The sequence below is a fragment of the Streptomyces sp. NPDC058877 genome, from assembly GCF_042742855.1.
Taxonomy (GTDB): domain Bacteria; phylum Actinomycetota; class Actinomycetes; order Streptomycetales; family Streptomycetaceae; genus Streptomyces.
The window spans coordinates 15,310-31,287 of sequence record NZ_JBHYMF010000027.1; the positions used below are offsets into that span (position 1 = coordinate 15,310).

16 protein-coding genes and 1 pseudogene are annotated in these 15,978 nt (G+C 71.1%); 8 read left to right on the forward strand and 9 right to left on the reverse strand.

What is annotated here, in order from left to right; all coding sequences use genetic code 11:
- Positions 1 to 400: 400 nt before the first annotated feature.
- Positions 401 to 945, forward strand: a pseudogene (locus ACFW2Y_RS09315) (transposase).
- Between the two features lie 329 nt (positions 946 to 1,274).
- Here the strand turns inward: ACFW2Y_RS09315 and ACFW2Y_RS09320 are convergent.
- Complete coding sequence (locus ACFW2Y_RS09320; RefSeq protein ID WP_384875810.1) at positions 1,275 to 2,144, reverse strand: hypothetical protein; 870 nt, start codon at positions 2,142 to 2,144, stop codon at positions 1,275 to 1,277.
- A gap of 311 nt (positions 2,145 to 2,455) precedes the next feature.
- Here ACFW2Y_RS09320 and ACFW2Y_RS09325 point away from each other — a divergent pair, with 311 nt between their 5' ends.
- Positions 2,456 to 2,758, forward strand: a complete 303-nt coding sequence (locus ACFW2Y_RS09325; protein ID WP_384875813.1) for a hypothetical protein — start codon at positions 2,456 to 2,458, stop codon at positions 2,756 to 2,758.
- 514 nt (positions 2,759 to 3,272) lie between these two features.
- On the opposite strand, the gene ACFW2Y_RS09330 is transcribed toward ACFW2Y_RS09325, so the two are convergent.
- From ACFW2Y_RS09330 to ACFW2Y_RS09345, 4 genes are all read right to left on the reverse strand, one after another.
- Positions 3,273 to 3,737, reverse strand: coding sequence for an SUKH-3 domain-containing protein (locus tag ACFW2Y_RS09330; RefSeq protein WP_384875815.1), 465 nt, complete (start codon positions 3,735 to 3,737; stop codon positions 3,273 to 3,275).
- The gene (locus tag ACFW2Y_RS09335; RefSeq protein WP_384875818.1) at positions 3,734 to 4,738 is read right to left on the reverse strand and encodes an ADP-ribosylglycohydrolase family protein; all 1,005 of its coding nucleotides are present in this window, start codon (positions 4,736 to 4,738) and stop codon (positions 3,734 to 3,736) included. Before ACFW2Y_RS09335 ends, ACFW2Y_RS09330 begins: the two co-directional genes overlap by 4 nt.
- Positions 4,739 to 4,814: 76 nt before the next feature.
- A complete protein-coding gene (locus tag ACFW2Y_RS09340; RefSeq protein WP_384875821.1) occupies positions 4,815 to 5,264 on the reverse strand; it encodes an ABA4-like family protein in 450 nt (149 codons plus the stop codon).
- Positions 5,261 to 6,259 (reverse strand): hypothetical protein, encoded by a 999-nt coding sequence (locus ACFW2Y_RS09345; RefSeq protein ID WP_384875823.1) that lies wholly within the window; start codon positions 6,257 to 6,259, stop codon positions 5,261 to 5,263. Before ACFW2Y_RS09345 ends, ACFW2Y_RS09340 begins: the two co-directional genes overlap by 4 nt.
- Before the next feature lie 116 nt (positions 6,260 to 6,375).
- On the opposite strand from ACFW2Y_RS09345, the gene ACFW2Y_RS09350 reads away from it, so the two are divergent.
- A complete protein-coding gene (locus tag ACFW2Y_RS09350) occupies positions 6,376 to 7,008 on the forward strand; it encodes a MerR family transcriptional regulator (protein WP_384875825.1) in 633 nt (210 codons plus the stop codon).
- Between the two features lie 239 nt (positions 7,009 to 7,247).
- Here ACFW2Y_RS09350 and ACFW2Y_RS09355 read toward each other — a convergent pair whose 3' ends face one another.
- The 3 genes from ACFW2Y_RS09355 to ACFW2Y_RS09365 all read right to left on the reverse strand — a co-directional run bounded on the left by ACFW2Y_RS09355 (position 7,248) and on the right by ACFW2Y_RS09365 (position 9,377).
- The gene (locus tag ACFW2Y_RS09355) at positions 7,248 to 8,084 is read right to left on the reverse strand and encodes a siderophore-interacting protein (protein ID WP_384875827.1); all 837 of its coding nucleotides are present in this window, start codon (positions 8,082 to 8,084) and stop codon (positions 7,248 to 7,250) included.
- 104 nt (positions 8,085 to 8,188) lie between these two features.
- On the reverse strand, positions 8,189 to 9,094 hold the full coding sequence (locus ACFW2Y_RS09360; RefSeq protein WP_384875886.1) for a 5'-3' exonuclease H3TH domain-containing protein: 906 nt from the start codon (positions 9,092 to 9,094) through the stop codon (positions 8,189 to 8,191).
- A gap of 22 nt (positions 9,095 to 9,116) precedes the next feature.
- A complete protein-coding gene (locus ACFW2Y_RS09365) occupies positions 9,117 to 9,377 on the reverse strand; it encodes a hypothetical protein (RefSeq protein WP_384875829.1) in 261 nt (86 codons plus the stop codon).
- Positions 9,378 to 9,553: 176 nt separating this feature from the next.
- Between ACFW2Y_RS09365 and ACFW2Y_RS09370 the strand changes: the two genes are divergently transcribed.
- From ACFW2Y_RS09370 to ACFW2Y_RS09385, 4 genes are all read left to right on the forward strand, one after another.
- Positions 9,554 to 10,624, forward strand: a complete 1,071-nt coding sequence (locus tag ACFW2Y_RS09370) for a glycine betaine/L-proline ABC transporter ATP-binding protein (RefSeq protein WP_384875831.1) — start codon at positions 9,554 to 9,556, stop codon at positions 10,622 to 10,624.
- Complete coding sequence (locus ACFW2Y_RS09375) at positions 10,617 to 12,410, forward strand: ABC transporter permease/substrate binding protein (protein ID WP_384875833.1); 1,794 nt, start codon at positions 10,617 to 10,619, stop codon at positions 12,408 to 12,410. The genes ACFW2Y_RS09370 and ACFW2Y_RS09375 overlap by 8 nt, the downstream gene beginning before the upstream one ends.
- A 152-nt stretch (positions 12,411 to 12,562) precedes the next feature.
- The gene (locus tag ACFW2Y_RS09380) at positions 12,563 to 13,114 is read left to right on the forward strand and encodes a helix-turn-helix domain-containing protein (RefSeq protein ID WP_384875835.1); all 552 of its coding nucleotides are present in this window, start codon (positions 12,563 to 12,565) and stop codon (positions 13,112 to 13,114) included.
- Positions 13,111 to 13,854 (forward strand): helical backbone metal receptor, encoded by a 744-nt coding sequence (locus ACFW2Y_RS09385; protein ID WP_384875837.1) that lies wholly within the window; start codon positions 13,111 to 13,113, stop codon positions 13,852 to 13,854. Before ACFW2Y_RS09380 ends, ACFW2Y_RS09385 begins: the two co-directional genes overlap by 4 nt.
- On the opposite strand, the gene ACFW2Y_RS09390 is transcribed toward ACFW2Y_RS09385, so the two are convergent.
- Positions 13,781 to 14,941 (reverse strand): TDT family transporter, encoded by a 1,161-nt coding sequence (locus tag ACFW2Y_RS09390; protein ID WP_384875839.1) that lies wholly within the window; start codon positions 14,939 to 14,941, stop codon positions 13,781 to 13,783. The two genes, ACFW2Y_RS09385 and ACFW2Y_RS09390, sit on opposite strands and share 74 nt — an antisense overlap.
- Before the next feature lie 70 nt (positions 14,942 to 15,011).
- On the opposite strand from ACFW2Y_RS09390, the gene ACFW2Y_RS09395 reads away from it, so the two are divergent.
- Positions 15,012 to 15,938: a LysR family transcriptional regulator gene (locus ACFW2Y_RS09395; RefSeq protein ID WP_384875841.1), complete on the forward strand. Its 927-nt coding sequence runs from the start codon at positions 15,012 to 15,014 to the stop codon at positions 15,936 to 15,938.
- The last annotated feature ends 40 nt before the right edge of the window (positions 15,939 to 15,978 follow it).

Consider the following 15,978-nt stretch of genomic DNA (forward strand, 5'->3'; position numbering starts at 1 on the left):
ACCAACTGTTGGCGTGGATCGAGGCCGCTACCACCGTCGACTTGCCCAGCCTCCAGCGGTTCGCCCGGTACCTGGAGCGCGACCTCGACGCCGGCACCGCCAGGCTCTCGCAGCCGTGGAACTCCGGAGTCGTCGAGGACCATGTCAACCAGATCAAGATGGTGAAGCGCCAGATGTTCGGCCGAGCCGGCTTCGTGCCCTCCTCGGTCACGCCAACGCCGAGCGTGAGTTCGCGAGGGGATGCCGAGCGAGGCGGAGGCCTGCCGCCGTTCCGGGACGGGAGATCCTTGTGTGCCAGAGGGCGGTTCATGAGGCTTTGGCAGGTTCTGTCGTCGCCTGATGGTGTGGGCGCGGGGCGGAATCCGCCGGTCCGTAGCCGCTCGTCTGCTGGTGTGGTGATGTGAGCGAACGCAAGCCGTACCCCAGTGACTTATCGGACGAGCAGCGGTCCTTGATCGAGCCGGTGATCACCGCGTGGAAGGACCGGCACCGCTCGGTCAGCGGCCATCAGGGCGCTTATGCGATGCGGGAGATCGTGAACGCGATCCTCGCCGTCATCGTCCTGGCCGCGAACACCCACGACAACACGCGGGCATCGCCCTGCTGGACCAGGTCGCCGAGCACACCGGCGGCATCGTGGACAAGGCCCTGGTCGACCAGGGCTTCAAGAACGCCGTGGTCGCCCACGGCACCGCGCTCGGTATCGACGTGGAGATTGTCGAACGCAACCCGCAGGAGACGGGGTTCGTGCCGCAGTCGAAGCGGCGGAGGGTCGAGCAGACCTACGGGATCCTGATACCGCACCGGCGTCTGGTCCGCGACCACGAGCACCGCCCGGCCTCCTCCGCCTCCCGCGTCTACTGGGCGATGACCCATGTCATGGCCCGCCGCCTCACCAGCGCGAACACCCCCACCTGGCGCGAGCCGCAGGCAGTGGCAGCGTGAACGTCAAACCCCTCCTCGACGCGCTCGGTCTTCAGGAGGACGCCGCCCGGACCATGGCCGACGACCTCCGTACCCAGATCGAAGAACTGCACGGCCGGCTACGGGGGCACCGACGGAAGTCGCTGACGAGCGGTGATGGAGCTGCTACAGCTAGGGCCATCCCACGTCGGTGGAGATCGTTTCCCACGTTCCTGGCGTACTGCCTGGTGCTTACGGCGTAGCTTCGGGGCAGTCGGCTGGGACCCATGTGGCGGTGGAGGCTACGGATCGAGAGCGGCATGACCACACACCTATATCTGGCCAGGCCCGAGACCTCGACACCGTATAGCTTACCGCTGCCGCGTAAGGATGTACCGCTTACCCGAATCCGGCTTGCCGATCCAGGTGAAGACCGTCGGGTGTTCCTCCGTACCGCCGATGTCCCAGCCGAAGCGCAGGCTCTCGCAGTCCGCGATGCGGAGCTCGTACGGCCGACCGACACCGTCGTTCTCGGTCAGCTGCCATTTCCCGGTGCAGTTGGAGGCACCAGACTGCTCACCCGTGGCCTCGTACTGGTTGACGCCCTTCGCCGTCACCGTGCCGTCCGCCTCGAAGCGGAGGCTTCCGCCGTCGCCGTCCGTCCAGGTGCCGACTATGTCGGCTTCAGTGAGCCGGGGCGGTTCGTAGATCTTGAGGATCCCCGAGATGTACGCCGCGACCCCGACCGCAAGCGTCACCGCGAGCAGTCCCAGACCGCCCAACGCCACGCCCCCGAGCACCCGCCATCGGGCCCCGGGCTTTCCGGGGTCCCCCGCCGCCCGGGCGCATAGGGTCGCGGGTGCCAGCCCGACGATGAGACTGAGGGCAAGGACGGGATAAACGAGCAGGTCGCCGGGGCCGCCGAAGCCGTCCAGGAGCATGTAGGAGCCGATGAGCAGCGCCAGGGCGGCGGCAACGACCGCCACAGTGGCCAGGGTGAGCTGCCAGCTGTCGCGCCGCCCCGTGCGGCGGGCCACCGCACGCCCGAGGAGGACTAGGGGAAGCACCGCCATCGCCGAACCGGCCAGCCCTGCGATCGTCGAAATGACTGCCAGCAGCACGAGCGCGAATATGGTGCCGAACAGCCATCCCAGGCCGCCTTCGCCTCCGTGGTGCTCGGACTGCAAGCTGTACAGGACGGCGACCAGCGCGGCTATCACGATCTCAGCCCCGATTGCCACAGCCCCGACGGTGAACACCGCGGCGTTCCCGCCGTCCGGAGGCCGCACGGGCATGAACCCCTGCGGCGGCACACCCGGATTCCCAGGAGCCCCCGGCGGTGTCAGCCCCCATTTCGGCGGCGTGGTCTGCGTCATGCGTCCCCCCTATGTCCAGTCACATCATGCACCCAGGCACACCGGCGTGATCAAAGGGGGGGCAAAGCGCTCGCTTCCCGCGATCGAGCAGCGACCCCGGCAGGAGGTCCGGACGAACCACGAAAGGTGCCCCGCCACCAGCGACTTCCGTCACAGGGACGAGGCACCTCTCGTCGGTGCTTCGCGGGAGGCAGAGACCCACCTCGAACACCTCGCGATCACCCGGAAGACCCTCACTGGCCTCGCCGACCGGCTCCCGGCCGTCCCACCGGCCCTGCCCGAGCACCCGGACTACCTCCCGCATCCTCGGTGTCCTCAATGATGCGACCGGACCGCTACGGGCCCGGGACGTCTGTGAAGCCCTCGATCACGAACTGCTGCCGAAGAACATCGAGGACACCCGCGCCAAGCTGAAACGCCTGGTCAAGCTCGGCATCCTCACCGAGATCGACACGGGCAGCTTCGCCAGGAAGCAATAGCCGACCGAGCCCCGCGACCAGCGGTCCTGCCCCAACCTCACCGGGAAACGGACATCAGATCACGAACCGCCCTCTCAGAAGACCAGCCGACGGTGTCGCTGAAGGCCGATGACCTCATGGACATCACCGACCCGCCGACAGATGCCCGCCCTCAAGCCCCAGCCACCGATGGGTCAGCGCAGTTCCCCCAACGGGGCTCCCCACCCAGGAGCGTTGCGCCCGCCCGCCCAGCCAGGGACAGTCCGCATCCGTATCAACATTCCTGGTAGCAGGCCCATCCCGCCAGTTGTTGTGCGTCCCCTCAGGACGGTGATCACTGAAGCCCGCTCTCGGGCAGAAGTCCAAGGCCCGCACCGGCCATCGACCCGGTAGGCGGACCCGAACTCATTCGTCGACCGCATGATCACCCACGACGTCCTCGACCGCGCGGTCACGTCCGCCGGAGTGGTGCATCAACGGCCACTCGGTGATCCCGTTTTGAGGCCGTGCGGTGAGTTCGGTCGGGATGGCGGGTTCATCGGTTCCTGACTCGATCGGGTGGAGTCGGGCCTCGGCGAGGAGCCATGCCGAGGACCAAACTCTCCGTGGCGTGAGGCATCGGCCCGAAGCTGGCGATCCAGGTCTCGACGAGATGGATCACGCCCGCTTCATCGATGCCCAGGAAGAACCGGCCGTGGTCCAGCTCGCCGAGCGGGTAAAGACGGCGCCCGATCGCTTCGCCCCACTCCGCGAACCGGTCGTTTTCGCCCCAGGCCAGCTCGGGGTCCAGCTCGAACGGCGTGCGTGCACAGCTGATCCCCGGTCCGTTGACGTTCACGGTCAAACCGCCGAACTCTTGCAGGAAGGCTTCCGCGGCGTCGTGCATGGCGAGGCCGACGGATTCGAACATGGATCGCCAGCGATCCGTGCCCACCTTCCGTCCAGGCGTCCATCCCGACGCCTCCAATACCGCATTTACCTCTGGCGACCAGTTGCTCATCTGGGTCCCGACTCCTCAGCTGCGGGTGAGCAGTGGTCATCTCGGCGGTCGACTTCACTGAGCAGCGCGTGACCGCTGCGTGCGACCAGGGCCGCGGCCATGGTCCGCAGGTCGTCGGCGTACAGGACCCGGCCGGCGGAACCGGGCAGGGGGACGTGGAGGAGGGAGGTCCAGCGGGCGGGAATGGCGGCGGGGCCGTACACCGCGCCCGCGAGCGTTCCGGTGACGGCCGCTACGGTGTCGGTGTCGCCCCCCAGGTCGACGGCCGAGGCAACGGCCCCCTCGAAGGAGGCCGTGGTGCGCAGCGCCCACACGGCCGAGCCGAGACAGGGCCAGACCGCCCCGTTGAACTCGGTTGCGGCGTCCGGGTGCCAGTCGGGGGCGAGTACCGTCGCCCACCGTTCCCGGTGCGCGGGCGCCACCTCGGCCAGGGTGACGGCCAACACGTCGAGCGGGTCCTCGCCGAGGAGGGCGGCCCTGACCAGCTCGTGGAGGATCGCCGTGCCCTCCCAGGCGGCGGGGTCCCCGTGCGTCAGCGCGGCGATCCTGCGGGCGGCGTCCATCGTCGCCGCTCGCCCGTGTGCGGCGAAGAACACGGCCGGGGTCGAGGCGCGCATCAGCGAACCGTTTCCGGCGGCCCGACCGTTGACCTGGAAGTGCAGCTCGGCGGCGACGTCCCAAGGGTCCATGCCGAGCAGTACCTGCTCGGTTTGGAGGCCGATGTCCTTCGGATCGGCCGCTGCCCACTGTCGGAAGCGACGGAAGACGTCGGGCAGGTCGAGGCCGTCCCGTTCGAGCAGCGACTCCCCGAGCAGGACGGCCATTTGCGTGTCGTCCGTCGCCTCTCCCGGATCCCAGCCGCCGCCCCCGCGCATGTGCCCGACGCCGTCCGGGAACCGCTCCCGAAACGCACCGGGCAGGCCGAACTCGAAGGGCGCGCCGAGCGCGTCCCCCACCGCGGAACCCAGTACGGCGCCCTTGGCCCGCTCGACGTCTGGCATCCGGCCAGCCTAGACCGGTGGGTCGCGCAACCGTCCGGCAGGTCCCGGGCCGCTCTGGGGGGGGCGGCCCGGGCGGTCACGCGGCTACGGGGACCGCTTGCCGGTGCTGCCGGGACACCCGGATCGAGCGGACGACCAGGAAGAGAGGGAGTCCGAGGGGAGAGAGGAGGATGGTCAGGAGGAGCAGGGGCGCCATCAGGAGCGGGGGGACGGCGAGGCGGCGGGCCTCGCGGTACATCCACTGGCCGATGAGGAGGTCCCAGGCGATGACCTGGGCCCAGAGCGCACCGGCGCCGTTGGGGAGGGCGGTGAGGGCGCGGAAGACGTCGAGGTCGGGTTGGCTGACCGCTGCCCAGAGTTCCGGCAGGACCGGGACGGCGAACACCGCCCAGAGGGCCAGGAGCGGCAGCACGGTGAGCGGAGAGGCCGCGAGGCGTTCGGTGCCGCGCCAGCGCGGTGCCACGATCATGAGCAGCCAGACCGGCGCAGCGAGGAGGAAGGCCAGCTCGAAGAGGCGGTCGGTCATCCCACGACCTCCTCGACCCGGGCGGGGGAGTCGGCGGAGGTACGGAGGGACAGTACGGCGGCTGCGCCCCCGAGCAACAGGATCGCCCCCGCGCCGGCGAGCGTCGCACCGTCCGGTGCGAACAGCGCCTGGCCGCGCAGTGCCTGCCAGGTGAGCAAGATGAAGACCGCCGCGTACACGGCCGAGGCAGTGAGCGTGAGGCGCAGTCGTACCTGTTCGTCGGCGAGGCGGGCGAGTCCGGGGAACCGGTGGGAACGCGAGGCGAGGGCGGTCAGGGCGATCAGCAGCAGTGGGAGCAGTTGGAGCGCGTGCATGCCGAAGAAGTGCGCCACGCGCAGGTCGCCACCGGTGGCCGCCCAACCGGTCAGCGGCATTGACGGCCCGCCGTCGGGGACCCCGACGCTGTGGGCGCCGATGATCGGCGAGTCGTCGACCGCCAGTTGTTCCGGCGTGGGGCCGACCATCAGGAAGCCGACGGCGGCGCCCGCCAGGGCGATCAGCGAGGACAGCCGGACGGCCCAGGCCATCGCCCGGTCGAGGATCCGGGCGCGCAGCAGGAGCACGGCAATGACCAGGGCGGCCAGCCACAGCACGGCGACGGTGCCGCCCATGACCTGGAAGACGGCTGCGTCGAAGGGGGTCGCCTGGTTGAAGTGGCTCTGGGTGCCGCGGAGGACCTGGAGGGTGATGAGGGTCATCTCCACGGCGCTGGCGGCGGTGATGACCGTCCCGGCCCACCAGCCGATCCATCGGCCGTGGGGCAGCAGCGAGAGCATCCAGGCCAACGACAGTCCGTAGGCGATGAACGAGACCGAGAACTTGAACGGCTTGGTCCAGATCGGCACGCCGACCAGGATCCGGTCGTCGAAGAGGAGGCCGACGACGGAGACGAGGGCGAGGACGCCCATCGATGCGGCGAACCAGACCAGCGGCTGGTGCAGCCGGGGTGGTGCGGTTGAAGGGGCGGGCGAGTGCTGCGGGTTCGGCGAAGACATGGGAATCCCCCGTGACAAGAATAGATAGTGGCACTCGCCACTATCTGATAGCGCCACTATCTATGATGGGATGTCGGTGGGCAAGGCCTGATTGGTGCTGGGAAGGTGAACGCGCGGTGCGTATCGGAGAGTTGAGTCGCAGGACCGGGGTGTCCGTGCCGACGATCAAGTTCTACGTGCGGGAAGGGCTCCTTCCTGCCGGCGAACTGACCAGCCCGAACCAGGCCTCGTACGCTGAGACGCACGTACAGCGACTTCGCCTGATCCGGGCGCTCCTGGACGTCGGTGGTCTGTCGGTGGCGGACATCCGCGAGGTCATTGCGGCGATCGACGACTCCGGCCGGACCGTGCACCAGGTGCTGGGCGATGCCACGGAGCGAATGGTGCCGCGCTACGACCGCGAACCGAGCGCCGGCTTGGAGGAGGCGCGGGAGCGGGTCGCCGAACTGATCGCCGCGCGCGGTTGGCAGACCTACTCGGGGGGCCGGACGACGGAGGTGTTGGTGGCGGCCCTCGCTGCGCTGTACGAGGTCGGGCACGGCTCGTTCGACCAGGTCCTCGACGTCTACGCGGACGCGGCGGAGCGGGTGGCGCAGGCGGATCTGGAGTACGTGGCGCGCTACGTGGCGCGCGAGGAGCTCGTGGAGCGGGTCGCCGTCGGTACGGTCCTCGGCGACGTGATCTTCTCCGCGCTGCGCCGGCTGGCCCAGGTGGACGCCTCGGAGCGCGTCTTCGGCGAGTCCATCTGAGGGTCGTCCCGCACCCACCGGCGGGTGCGCGGTGAAGGTCACGGTGCCTCGCCGGGGCGTCGGGCCACTGGAACGGGTCCGGCGCGAGGCCCCCTCCGGCCTGCGGCGCACCGCGCCCGGCGCCGGGCGCTGATCCGGCCCGACGTCTGTTCGGCAGGGGGCGGGCGCGATGGATCGCCGGCGGCCCCGCCCCGCCGAACGGCGAGGGGGACGGGTGTTGCCCCGTCCCCCTGGGAGTCTCAGTCCTCCTGTTCGCGCTCCACCTGCTCGTTCCACTCGCGCTTGATCGCCCGCCAGGCTTCGTCCGACTTGCCCAGGCGCCAGTAGCCCGAGATCGACAGGCGCTCGCGCGCCACTCCGCGGTCGTGCCGCAGGTGCCGGCGCAGCTCCTTCACGAAGCCCGCCTCGCCGTGCACGAAGGCGTGCACGTCACCGGCGGGGAAGTCCAGTGCGGTGACGGCCTCGACGAGTGCCCGGCCCGTCGGGGCCCCGCCCCGGTGCAGCCAGGTGACGTCGATGTCCGTCGCCGTAGCGAGCTTCTGTTCCTCGGTCGCATCCGCGACCTCGATGAGGACCCGCGCCCGAGCCCCCTCGGGCAGTTGCTCCAGGGTTGCCGCGATGGCCGGCAGGGCGCTCTCGTCCCCCACGAGCAGATGCCAGTCCGCCGTCGGGTCCGGCGCGTAGCCGCCGCCGGGGCCGAGGAAGCGCACGACCTCGCCCGCCTGGGCGCGTGCCGCCCAGGGGCCCGCCAGCCCCTCGTCGCCGTGCACCACGAAGTCGATGGTCAGTTCGCGGTGGACGGGGTCCCAGGCCCGCACCGTGTAGGTACGGGTCGTCGGCCACTGCTCCCTGGGGAATTCCGCCCGGATCCGCTCCATGTCGAACGGCTCCGGGTAACTGACGCCCTCGGGGGCGAAGAGGAGCTTCACGTAGTGATCGGTGTAAGTACCCGCCTCGAAGCCGTCGAGTCCGGAGCCGCCCAACACGACCCGCACCATGTGCGGAGTGATCCGCTCGGTGTGCACCACGCGCGCTTCGGTGGCCTTGGGTGCCTTGCGGGTCGGCTGTTCTGCCACGGCGGGCTCTCCTGACTCTGCGTACTTAGGTATGCCTAAGCTAGCACTTCGTGCGCCAAGAGGCCCGGTGTGCCTTCCGGGGAGACCCGGGAAGGGGAGGCGGCTCAGCGCTCCAGGACCGGCAGCAGCCTGCCCACCGCGCCGCCCAGTCCCCAGCGCTTCACCAGTGCCTCCAGGGCGGCCGGGTCGCGGGGGGCGGTCGGCAGGGTCGGATCGAACTCCGGCAGGGGCACGTCGGTGGCGACCCGCACCACCGTCGGCGCCACGTCCAGGTATCCGGCTGCCTCCAGGATCCCCCGTCGCTTCGCCGGGGTGAGCTTGGAGGTCGGGTCCCCGGCCGCCGCCCGTACGCCCGCCAGGTCCTCGTACTCCGTGATCAGCTGTGCCGCCGTCTTCTCGCCGATCCCCTTCACCCCGGGCAGGCCGTCGCTCGCGTCTCCGCGCAGCGCTGCGAAGTCCGCGTACTGGTCGGGGCGGACCCCGTACTTGGTGCGGATCAGCTCCGCGTCCACCAGGTCGCAATCGCCCACGCCCTTCCGCGGGTACAGCACCCGCACGCCCCGGGCGTCGTCCACCAGTTGGAACAGGTCGCGGTCTCCCGTGACGATGTCCACGGCGTGCTCGGCGCGGGTCGCCAGCGTGCCGATCACGTCGTCCGCCTCGTATCCCGGGGAGCCGATCCGGGCGATGCCCAGCGCGGCGAGGACCTCCTCGATCACCGGCACCTGTGGGGCCAGTGTGTCCGGGACCTCCTCCTCGTCCGGGCCGGTCGAGGTCTCCGCGACCGCGCGGTGCGCCTTGTACGAAGGGATCAGGTCCACCCGCCACTGCGGTCGCCAGTCCTCGTCCCAGCAGGCCACCAGTGCATCGGGGTGGTGGTCCTGGACAAGCCGGGTGATGAAGTCGAGCAATCCGCGGACGGCGTTCACCGGGGTGCCGTCGGGTGCTCGGACGGAGTCCGGCACGCCGAAGTACGCGCGGAAGTAGAGGCTTGCGGTGTCGAGGAGCATCAGGCGTCGCGTCACCCCCCGATCATGCCGCACCCCACTGACGGTCCCGCCGAGCGGCGTGCTTCCCCTCTCGCGTCCGGGCGCGGGGCTGCGCCCCCTCCGAGGGGGCGTCCACTCGGGGATGACGGCCCCACCCCACCCTTCCGTAGCCGTAGCCGTAGCCGTAGCCGTAGCCGTAGCCGTAGCCGTAGCCGTAGCCGTAGCCGTAGCCGTGATCGGGGTCGAAGGCGAAGCCGGGGCCCTGGGCGGGCTTCCGCCGCTTGCCTTTCGTGACCCCTGTCACCTTTGCGTTTGCGTGCTGCGAAGGCGGAGAGGCGTGGGTCCGGAGTGGAGCCCAGTGCGGGATGCAACTAAATGGATTCCCGTGCACAACGGGCCCGCGGGCCGATCCCGTCCGCTCCGTGGCCCGACCGCGCGGGGGTGGTGGGGCCGTTCTCCGTTTCTACCCGTGAGGTGTATGTGTCCAGGCTTCAGGCCGACCACCTGTACAAGGTGTTCGGCGGACGAGCCGGCGAAGCCGTCCGCCGGCTCGCTGATGGTGCCGACCGCGAGGAACTGCGTGCCGAAGGAGTGACCGCCGCGGTCGTCGACGCCGACTTCACCGTCGAGCCCGGCCAGATCTTCGTGGTGATGGGACTCTCCGGATCCGGGAAGTCCACCCTCCTGCGCATGCTCAACGGCCTGCTCGAACCCACGGCCGGTCGGGTCCTCTACGACGGCCACGACCTCACCGCGCTGTCCCCTAGGGAGCTCCGCGCGGTCCGCTCCACCAAGATCAGCATGGTCTTCCAGCACTTCGCGCTCTTCCCGCACCGAAACGTTCTGGAGAACGCCGCCTACGGCCTGGAAGTCCAGGGCTTGCCGCGTGCCGAGCGGGAGGCCCGGGCCGCCGAGGCCCTGGAGCTGTGCGGTCTTGCCGGCTGGGAGAAGTCCTGGCCGGACGAGCTCTCCGGCGGGATGCAGCAGCGCGTCGGTCTGGCCCGCGCGCTGGCCACCGACGCCGACCTGCTCCTCATGGACGAGTCCTTCAGCGCGCTCGACCCGCTGATCCGCCGTGACATGCAGGACCAGCTCCTCGTCCTGCAGCAGCACCTGAAGAAGACCATCGTCTTCATCACCCACGACCTCAACGAGGCCATGCGCCTGGGTGACCGGATCGCCGTCATGCGCGACGGCAGGATCGTGCAGCTCGGTACCTCCGAGGACATCCTGGTCCGCCCCGCCGACGATTACGTCGCCTCCTTCATCCAGGACGTCGACCGTTCCCGGGTGCTCACCGCCGCCTCCGTCATGACGGAGGCCGTCGCCCCGGCCGACTGCGCCGGGGACTGTGCCTGCCGGCCCGTCGGGCCCGACACGTCCGTCGCCGACCTGTGCGCCGTGGCCGCCGTGACCCCCCATCCCGTGACCGTCGAGGACGCCGAGGGCTCCGTCCTCGGCGTCGTGCCGACGGAACGCCTCCTCGCGGCCATGGGAGGACTTGCCGTCGGGGAAGCCGCGAACGGCCGGAAGGAGACCGCCCGTGCCTAGGCTCCCCCTCGGTCAGTGGGTCGACGGCTCCGTCGACTGGCTCCAGGACCGGCTTTCCTGGCTGTTCGACGCCGTCAGCGCTGGTGTCAGCGGCCTCTACGACGGCATCGACGCCGTCCTTTCCGCACCCCAGCCGCTGCTCTTCGCCGGCGTCCTCGCCGTCGTCGCCTGGTGGCTGCGCGGCCTCGCGGCCGGCGTCCTCGCCTTTGCGGGCCTCGCCCTCGTCGACTCGGTCCAGCTGTGGGACGAGGCCATGGCCACGCTCTCCCTCGTCCTCGTCGCCACCCTCGTCACCCTGGCGATCGCCGTCCCGCTCGGGATCTGGGCGGCCCGCTCGAAGGCGGTCAGTGCCGTCCTGCGGCCCGTCCTCGACTTCATGCAGACCATGCCCGCGATGGTCTACCTGATCCCCGGCATCATCTTCTTCGGCGTCGGCGTGGTCCCCGGCATCATCGCCACCATCGTCTTCGCGCTGCCGCCGGGCGTCCGCATGACCGAACTCGGCATCCGTCAGGTCGACGGCGAACTCGTCGAGGCGGCCGAGGCGTTCGGCACCACTCCGCGCAACACGCTGCTGCACGTACAGCTGCCGCTCGCGCTGCCGACGATCATGGCCGGCGTCAACCAGGTCATCATGCTCGGCCTCTCCATGGTGGTCATCGCCGGCATGGTCGGCGGCGGTGGTCTCGGCGGCGCGGTCTACCGCGCCATCGGCAACGTCGACATCGGCCTCGGTTTCGAAGCCGGCGTCTCCATCGTGGTCCTCGCCATGTACCTGGACCGGATGACCGGAGCCCTCGGCCGCCAGGTCTCCCCGCTGGGCCGCCGCGCAACGGCCAAGGCGCGCGCCGCGAGCGACAAGAGCCCCGGCGCCCGGCTGTGGGCCCACCGCCCCCAGCCGGTCACCGCGCTCGTCGGCGTCGTGGTCCTCGCGCTCGTGGCCAGCGGCGCGGGCCTCCTGGGTGGTTCCGGCGCCTCCGGCCCGGCGGACGGCAACGGCAAGAAGATCACCATCGGCTACATCCCCTGGGACGAGGGGATCGCCTCCACGTACCTGTGGAAGGAGCTCCTGGAACGCCGGGGCTACCGGGTCGAGACCAAGCAGTTGGAGGCCGGCGCGCTCTACACCGGCCTGGCCGGCGGACAGCTGGACTTCCAGACCGACGCCTGGCTCCCCGTCACCCACGCCCAGTACTGGGAGAAGTACCGGAACGAGCTGGAGGACCTCGGCTCCTGGTACGGCCCCACCTCCCTGGAGCTCTCCGTCCCCTCGTACGTGAAGGACGTCGACTCCCTCGCCGACCTCAAGGGGAAGGCCGGACGCTTCAAGGGCCGGATCATCGGCATCGAGCCCAGCGCCGGAATGATGGGCATCCTCAAGGACGAGGTCCTCGGGGCGTACGGCCTGGAGGGGGAGTACGAGGTCGTCGACGGCTCGACACCCGGCATGCTCGCCGAACTGGAGCGCGCCTACGACCGCAAGGAACCGGTCGTCGTCACCCTCTGGTCCCCGCACTGGGCCTACTCCGCCCACGATCTGAAGAAGCTCGCCGACCCCCAGGGGGTCTGGGGCGAGGGCGACGGCGTCCACACCCTCGCCCGCAAGGGCTTCGCCGCGGAGAATCCCGAGGTCGGCCGTTGGCTGAAGGACTTCTCCCTCACCGAGGAGCAGCTCACGGGCCTCGAAGCCGCCATTCAGGAGACCGGCAAGGGCAGGGAGCAGCAAGCGGTCCGGACCTGGCTCGACCGGAACCCCGGCCTGGTGGAGGAGCTCGCCCCGCGGTAGCCACGGGGTGGCCGTCGAGGCTCACTGGCCGAAAAGGAGTGGTCGCCGATCGTGTGCGATGGCCACTCCTTTTCGGCACGACGCGAAACCCCGCCCCAAAGCTGCGTAAGGTTCAGGTAACCGACTGGTACGAGCAGAGGGAGGGAGCCGACGTGGACGAGAAGGAATCACCCCGCGTGGGCGCGGCCGTCAAGAGGCGCCGCAGAGCGCTCCAGCTCACCCTGGCCGTCGTCGCCTCCCGCAGCGGGCTCTCCGTGCCCTTCCTCAGCCAGATCGAGAACGAGCGGGCCCGACCGAGCCGCCGCTCCCTGGAGCACGTCGCCGAGGCCCTGGAGACCACGGTCGGCGAGCTCCTCGCCGCCGCCGAGGCCTCCCGCACGGTCGACGTCGTACGGGCCGGGGAGCGCTCCCCGGTGCTGCCTCCGGGGGTGCGGTCGCTGGTCCGGGGCCGTCACCAGCTGCACGCCATGGAATTCACCGGGGAGCAGGACGCCGGCCGTGAGTTCCAGCACCGGAACGACGAACTCCTCTATGTCGCCGACGGCGCCGCCGAGGTCGAGGCGGAGGGGCGGGCCCATCGACTGGGCCGTGGCGACACGCTCTACCTCTCCGGCGGGGTCCGGCACCGGTGGCGCGCCACCGAACCCGGCACCCGTCTCCTCGTCGTCGCCGTCGGCGACCACGTCGAGGCCGAGGAAGAATGAGCGGGGGAAGGGGGGCCGGGAGCCTCCGTGTCGTCTCCCTGGTGCCGTCCCTCACCGAGGCCGTCGCCGTCACCCGGCCCGGTGTCCTCGTCGGTGTGACCGACTGGTGCAGCCACCCCGCCGGTCTCGACGCCACCCGGATCGGTGGCACCAAGAACCCCGATGTCGTGGCGATCGCCGGACTCCGGCCCGACCTCGTCGTCGCCAACGAGGAGGAGAACCGCGCCGCCGACCTCGACGCCCTGCGCGCCGCCGGGCTGGAGGTCCTCGTCACCGAGATCCGCACCCTCGACCAGGGGATCGGGGAACTCGCGCGGGTCCTCGCAGCCTGTGGCGAGCCCCGGCGACCGCGCTGGTTGGAGGAAGCCGAGTCGGCCTGGGCGTCCGTCACGCCCATCGGGGAGCTCACCGCCGTCGTACCGATCTGGCGGCGGCCCTGGATGGTCCTGGGGCGCGACACCTTCGCCGGCGACCTCCTCGCCCGCTTCGGCGTCCGGAACCTGTACGCCGAGCACCCCGAGCGCTACCCCCGGATCCCGCTCGACGCGCTCCGCGCCACCGGCCCCGACCTCGTCGTCCTGCCCGACGAGCCCTACCGCTTCACGCGCGACGACGGCCCCGAGGCGTTCCCCGGGACCGCCGCCGCCCTTGTCGACGGGCGCATGCTCACCTGGTACGGGCCTTCGCTGGCCGAGGCCCCGCGGGCCCTCGCCCGGGCCCTGCGGGCAGCGCACCGCTGAGCAGTCCGCGTGCGGTGAGGGAACCGGCCACCAGCCAGGCCGCCACGAGGAACCCGTACAGGCCGATCGAGAGCCAGCGGAACTCCGCCAGACCGGTGTGCCGGGCGAGCGCCGCGGCGCCCGTCACACAGGTTCCGACCGGGAAGGTGAACGCCCAGAAGGTCATGGCGAAGCCCATGCCCCGCCGCCGGGCCCGCAGCGCCATCGCCCCGGCGAGCGCCAGCCACAGCAGCGCGAAGCCCATGACGGGCACCCCGTAGAGGACGGCGAAGGCGGCGAACCCGTGCGCGTACGGTGCGGGCAGCACCCCCGCGGCCGTGTCCGCGAATGCGCTCGCCGCCGTGGTCGACTGGCCCAAGGGCCCGAGGACCAGGAAGAGGGTGGGGGTGAGCGCGAGCGGCAGCGGCCCACCGGTGACCAGCCGTCCGAAGACCAGGGGCAGGATCACCAAAGTGGCGAGCAGGCTCATGCCGAACAGCGCGTAGCAGCCGATCAGCAGGGCCTTCCCGGCCTGCCCCGCGGGCAGATGGGGGACCAGCAGCGGACCGAGCGCGGCCGACACCATGGGGGCGACGACCGGCAGCAGCCACACCGGTGACGCGCTCTCGATCCGGTGGTGCACCACCATCAGGTACGGGACGGCCACCGCGGCCACCAGGCCGATCACGGTGCCCGTGGTGAAGAGGACGGCATCGAGGGCGACGGCCGCGGGGAGGCCGATCCAGTCCCGCCCCACGAGCAGGGCCCCGCCGCCGACCGCGAGCAGTGCCATCGAGAGGCAGCCGTAGAACGGCGCCATCGCCGGGTCCAGGAGGTGTGCCCGGGCCTGGTCCCGGTGCCGGATCCAGTGCGCCGTGCGGGCGGCCACCAGGACGAGTAGCATGGCGCACGACAGGGTCCAGACCGCCGCGCAGGCCGTACGGAGCCCCGGGACGTCCGCCGGGAGCGCGGCACCCGCATTGGCGACGATGGCCGTGCCCATCACCGAGGCGTACCAGTTGGGGCCGAGGTGACGGACGGAACGGGACGCCGGCGCGCCGGGGGTGGTGGCGCGAAGGGCCGGAAGGAGGGGTGCGAGGCTTGCCATGTCCCGATCGTTTCGCGCGGGAACCGCCCCCACCAGGGATCTTGTGACTATGAGGCCATAAGCTTGCCTTATGAGCAGTGAGTCGAGCGAGACGTCGTCACCCCTCTCCCACCGGGTCCCGGACCTCGGTGCGCTCGAACTCCTCCTCGCCGTCGCCCGGCACGGAAGCCTCGGCGCAGCCGCCCGGGAGGTCGGCATCACCCAGCCCGCCGCGAGCAGCCGGATCCGTTCCATGGAGCGGCAGCTCGGCGTGGCCCTGGTCGACCGCTCGCCGCGCGGTTCCCGGCTCACCGATGCGGGCGCCCTGGTCACGGACTGGGCCCGGCGGATCGTGGAGGCCGCGGAGGCCTTCGACGCCGGCGCCCAGGCATTGCGCGGACGGCGGGACTCGCGGCTGCGCGTGGCCGCCTCCATGACGATCGCCGAGTACCTGCTGCCCGGCTGGTTGATCGCGCTGCGCGCCGAGCGCCCCGACACCGCCGTGTCGCTCCAGGCCGGGAACTCGGCCGCGGTCGCGGAGCGCCTCTTCACCGGTGAGGCGGACGTCGGCTTCGTCGAGGGGCTCGCCGTGCCGGACGGCCTCGACGGGGTCGTGGTCGCGCACGACCGGCTCGCGCTCGTCGCCGCGCCCTCGCACCCGTGGGCCCGACGGCGGAAACCGCTCGACCCGGCGGAGCTCGCCGTGACCCCGCTGGTCCTGCGGGAGCGCGGCTCCGGCACCCGACAGGTCCTCGACGCGGCGCTTTCCGCGCACGGCGGACTGGCCCCGCCGCTCCTCGAACTCGCCTCCACGACCGCGGTGAAGGCGGCTGCGGTGAGCGGGGCGGGGCCTGCGGTCCTCAGCGAACTCGCGATCGCGGAGGAGCTGGCCTCGCGCCGGCTGGTCGCCATCCCGGTGGACGGGGTCCTCCTGCGCCGGGACCTCCGCGCGGTCTGGCCCGTGGGCCACCGCCCGACGGGTCCGGCCCGGGACCTGCTGTCGCTGACGCGGGGGTGACGACCATCCCGTCCGCCCCGGTGGATCGGCCCGCGCCGCC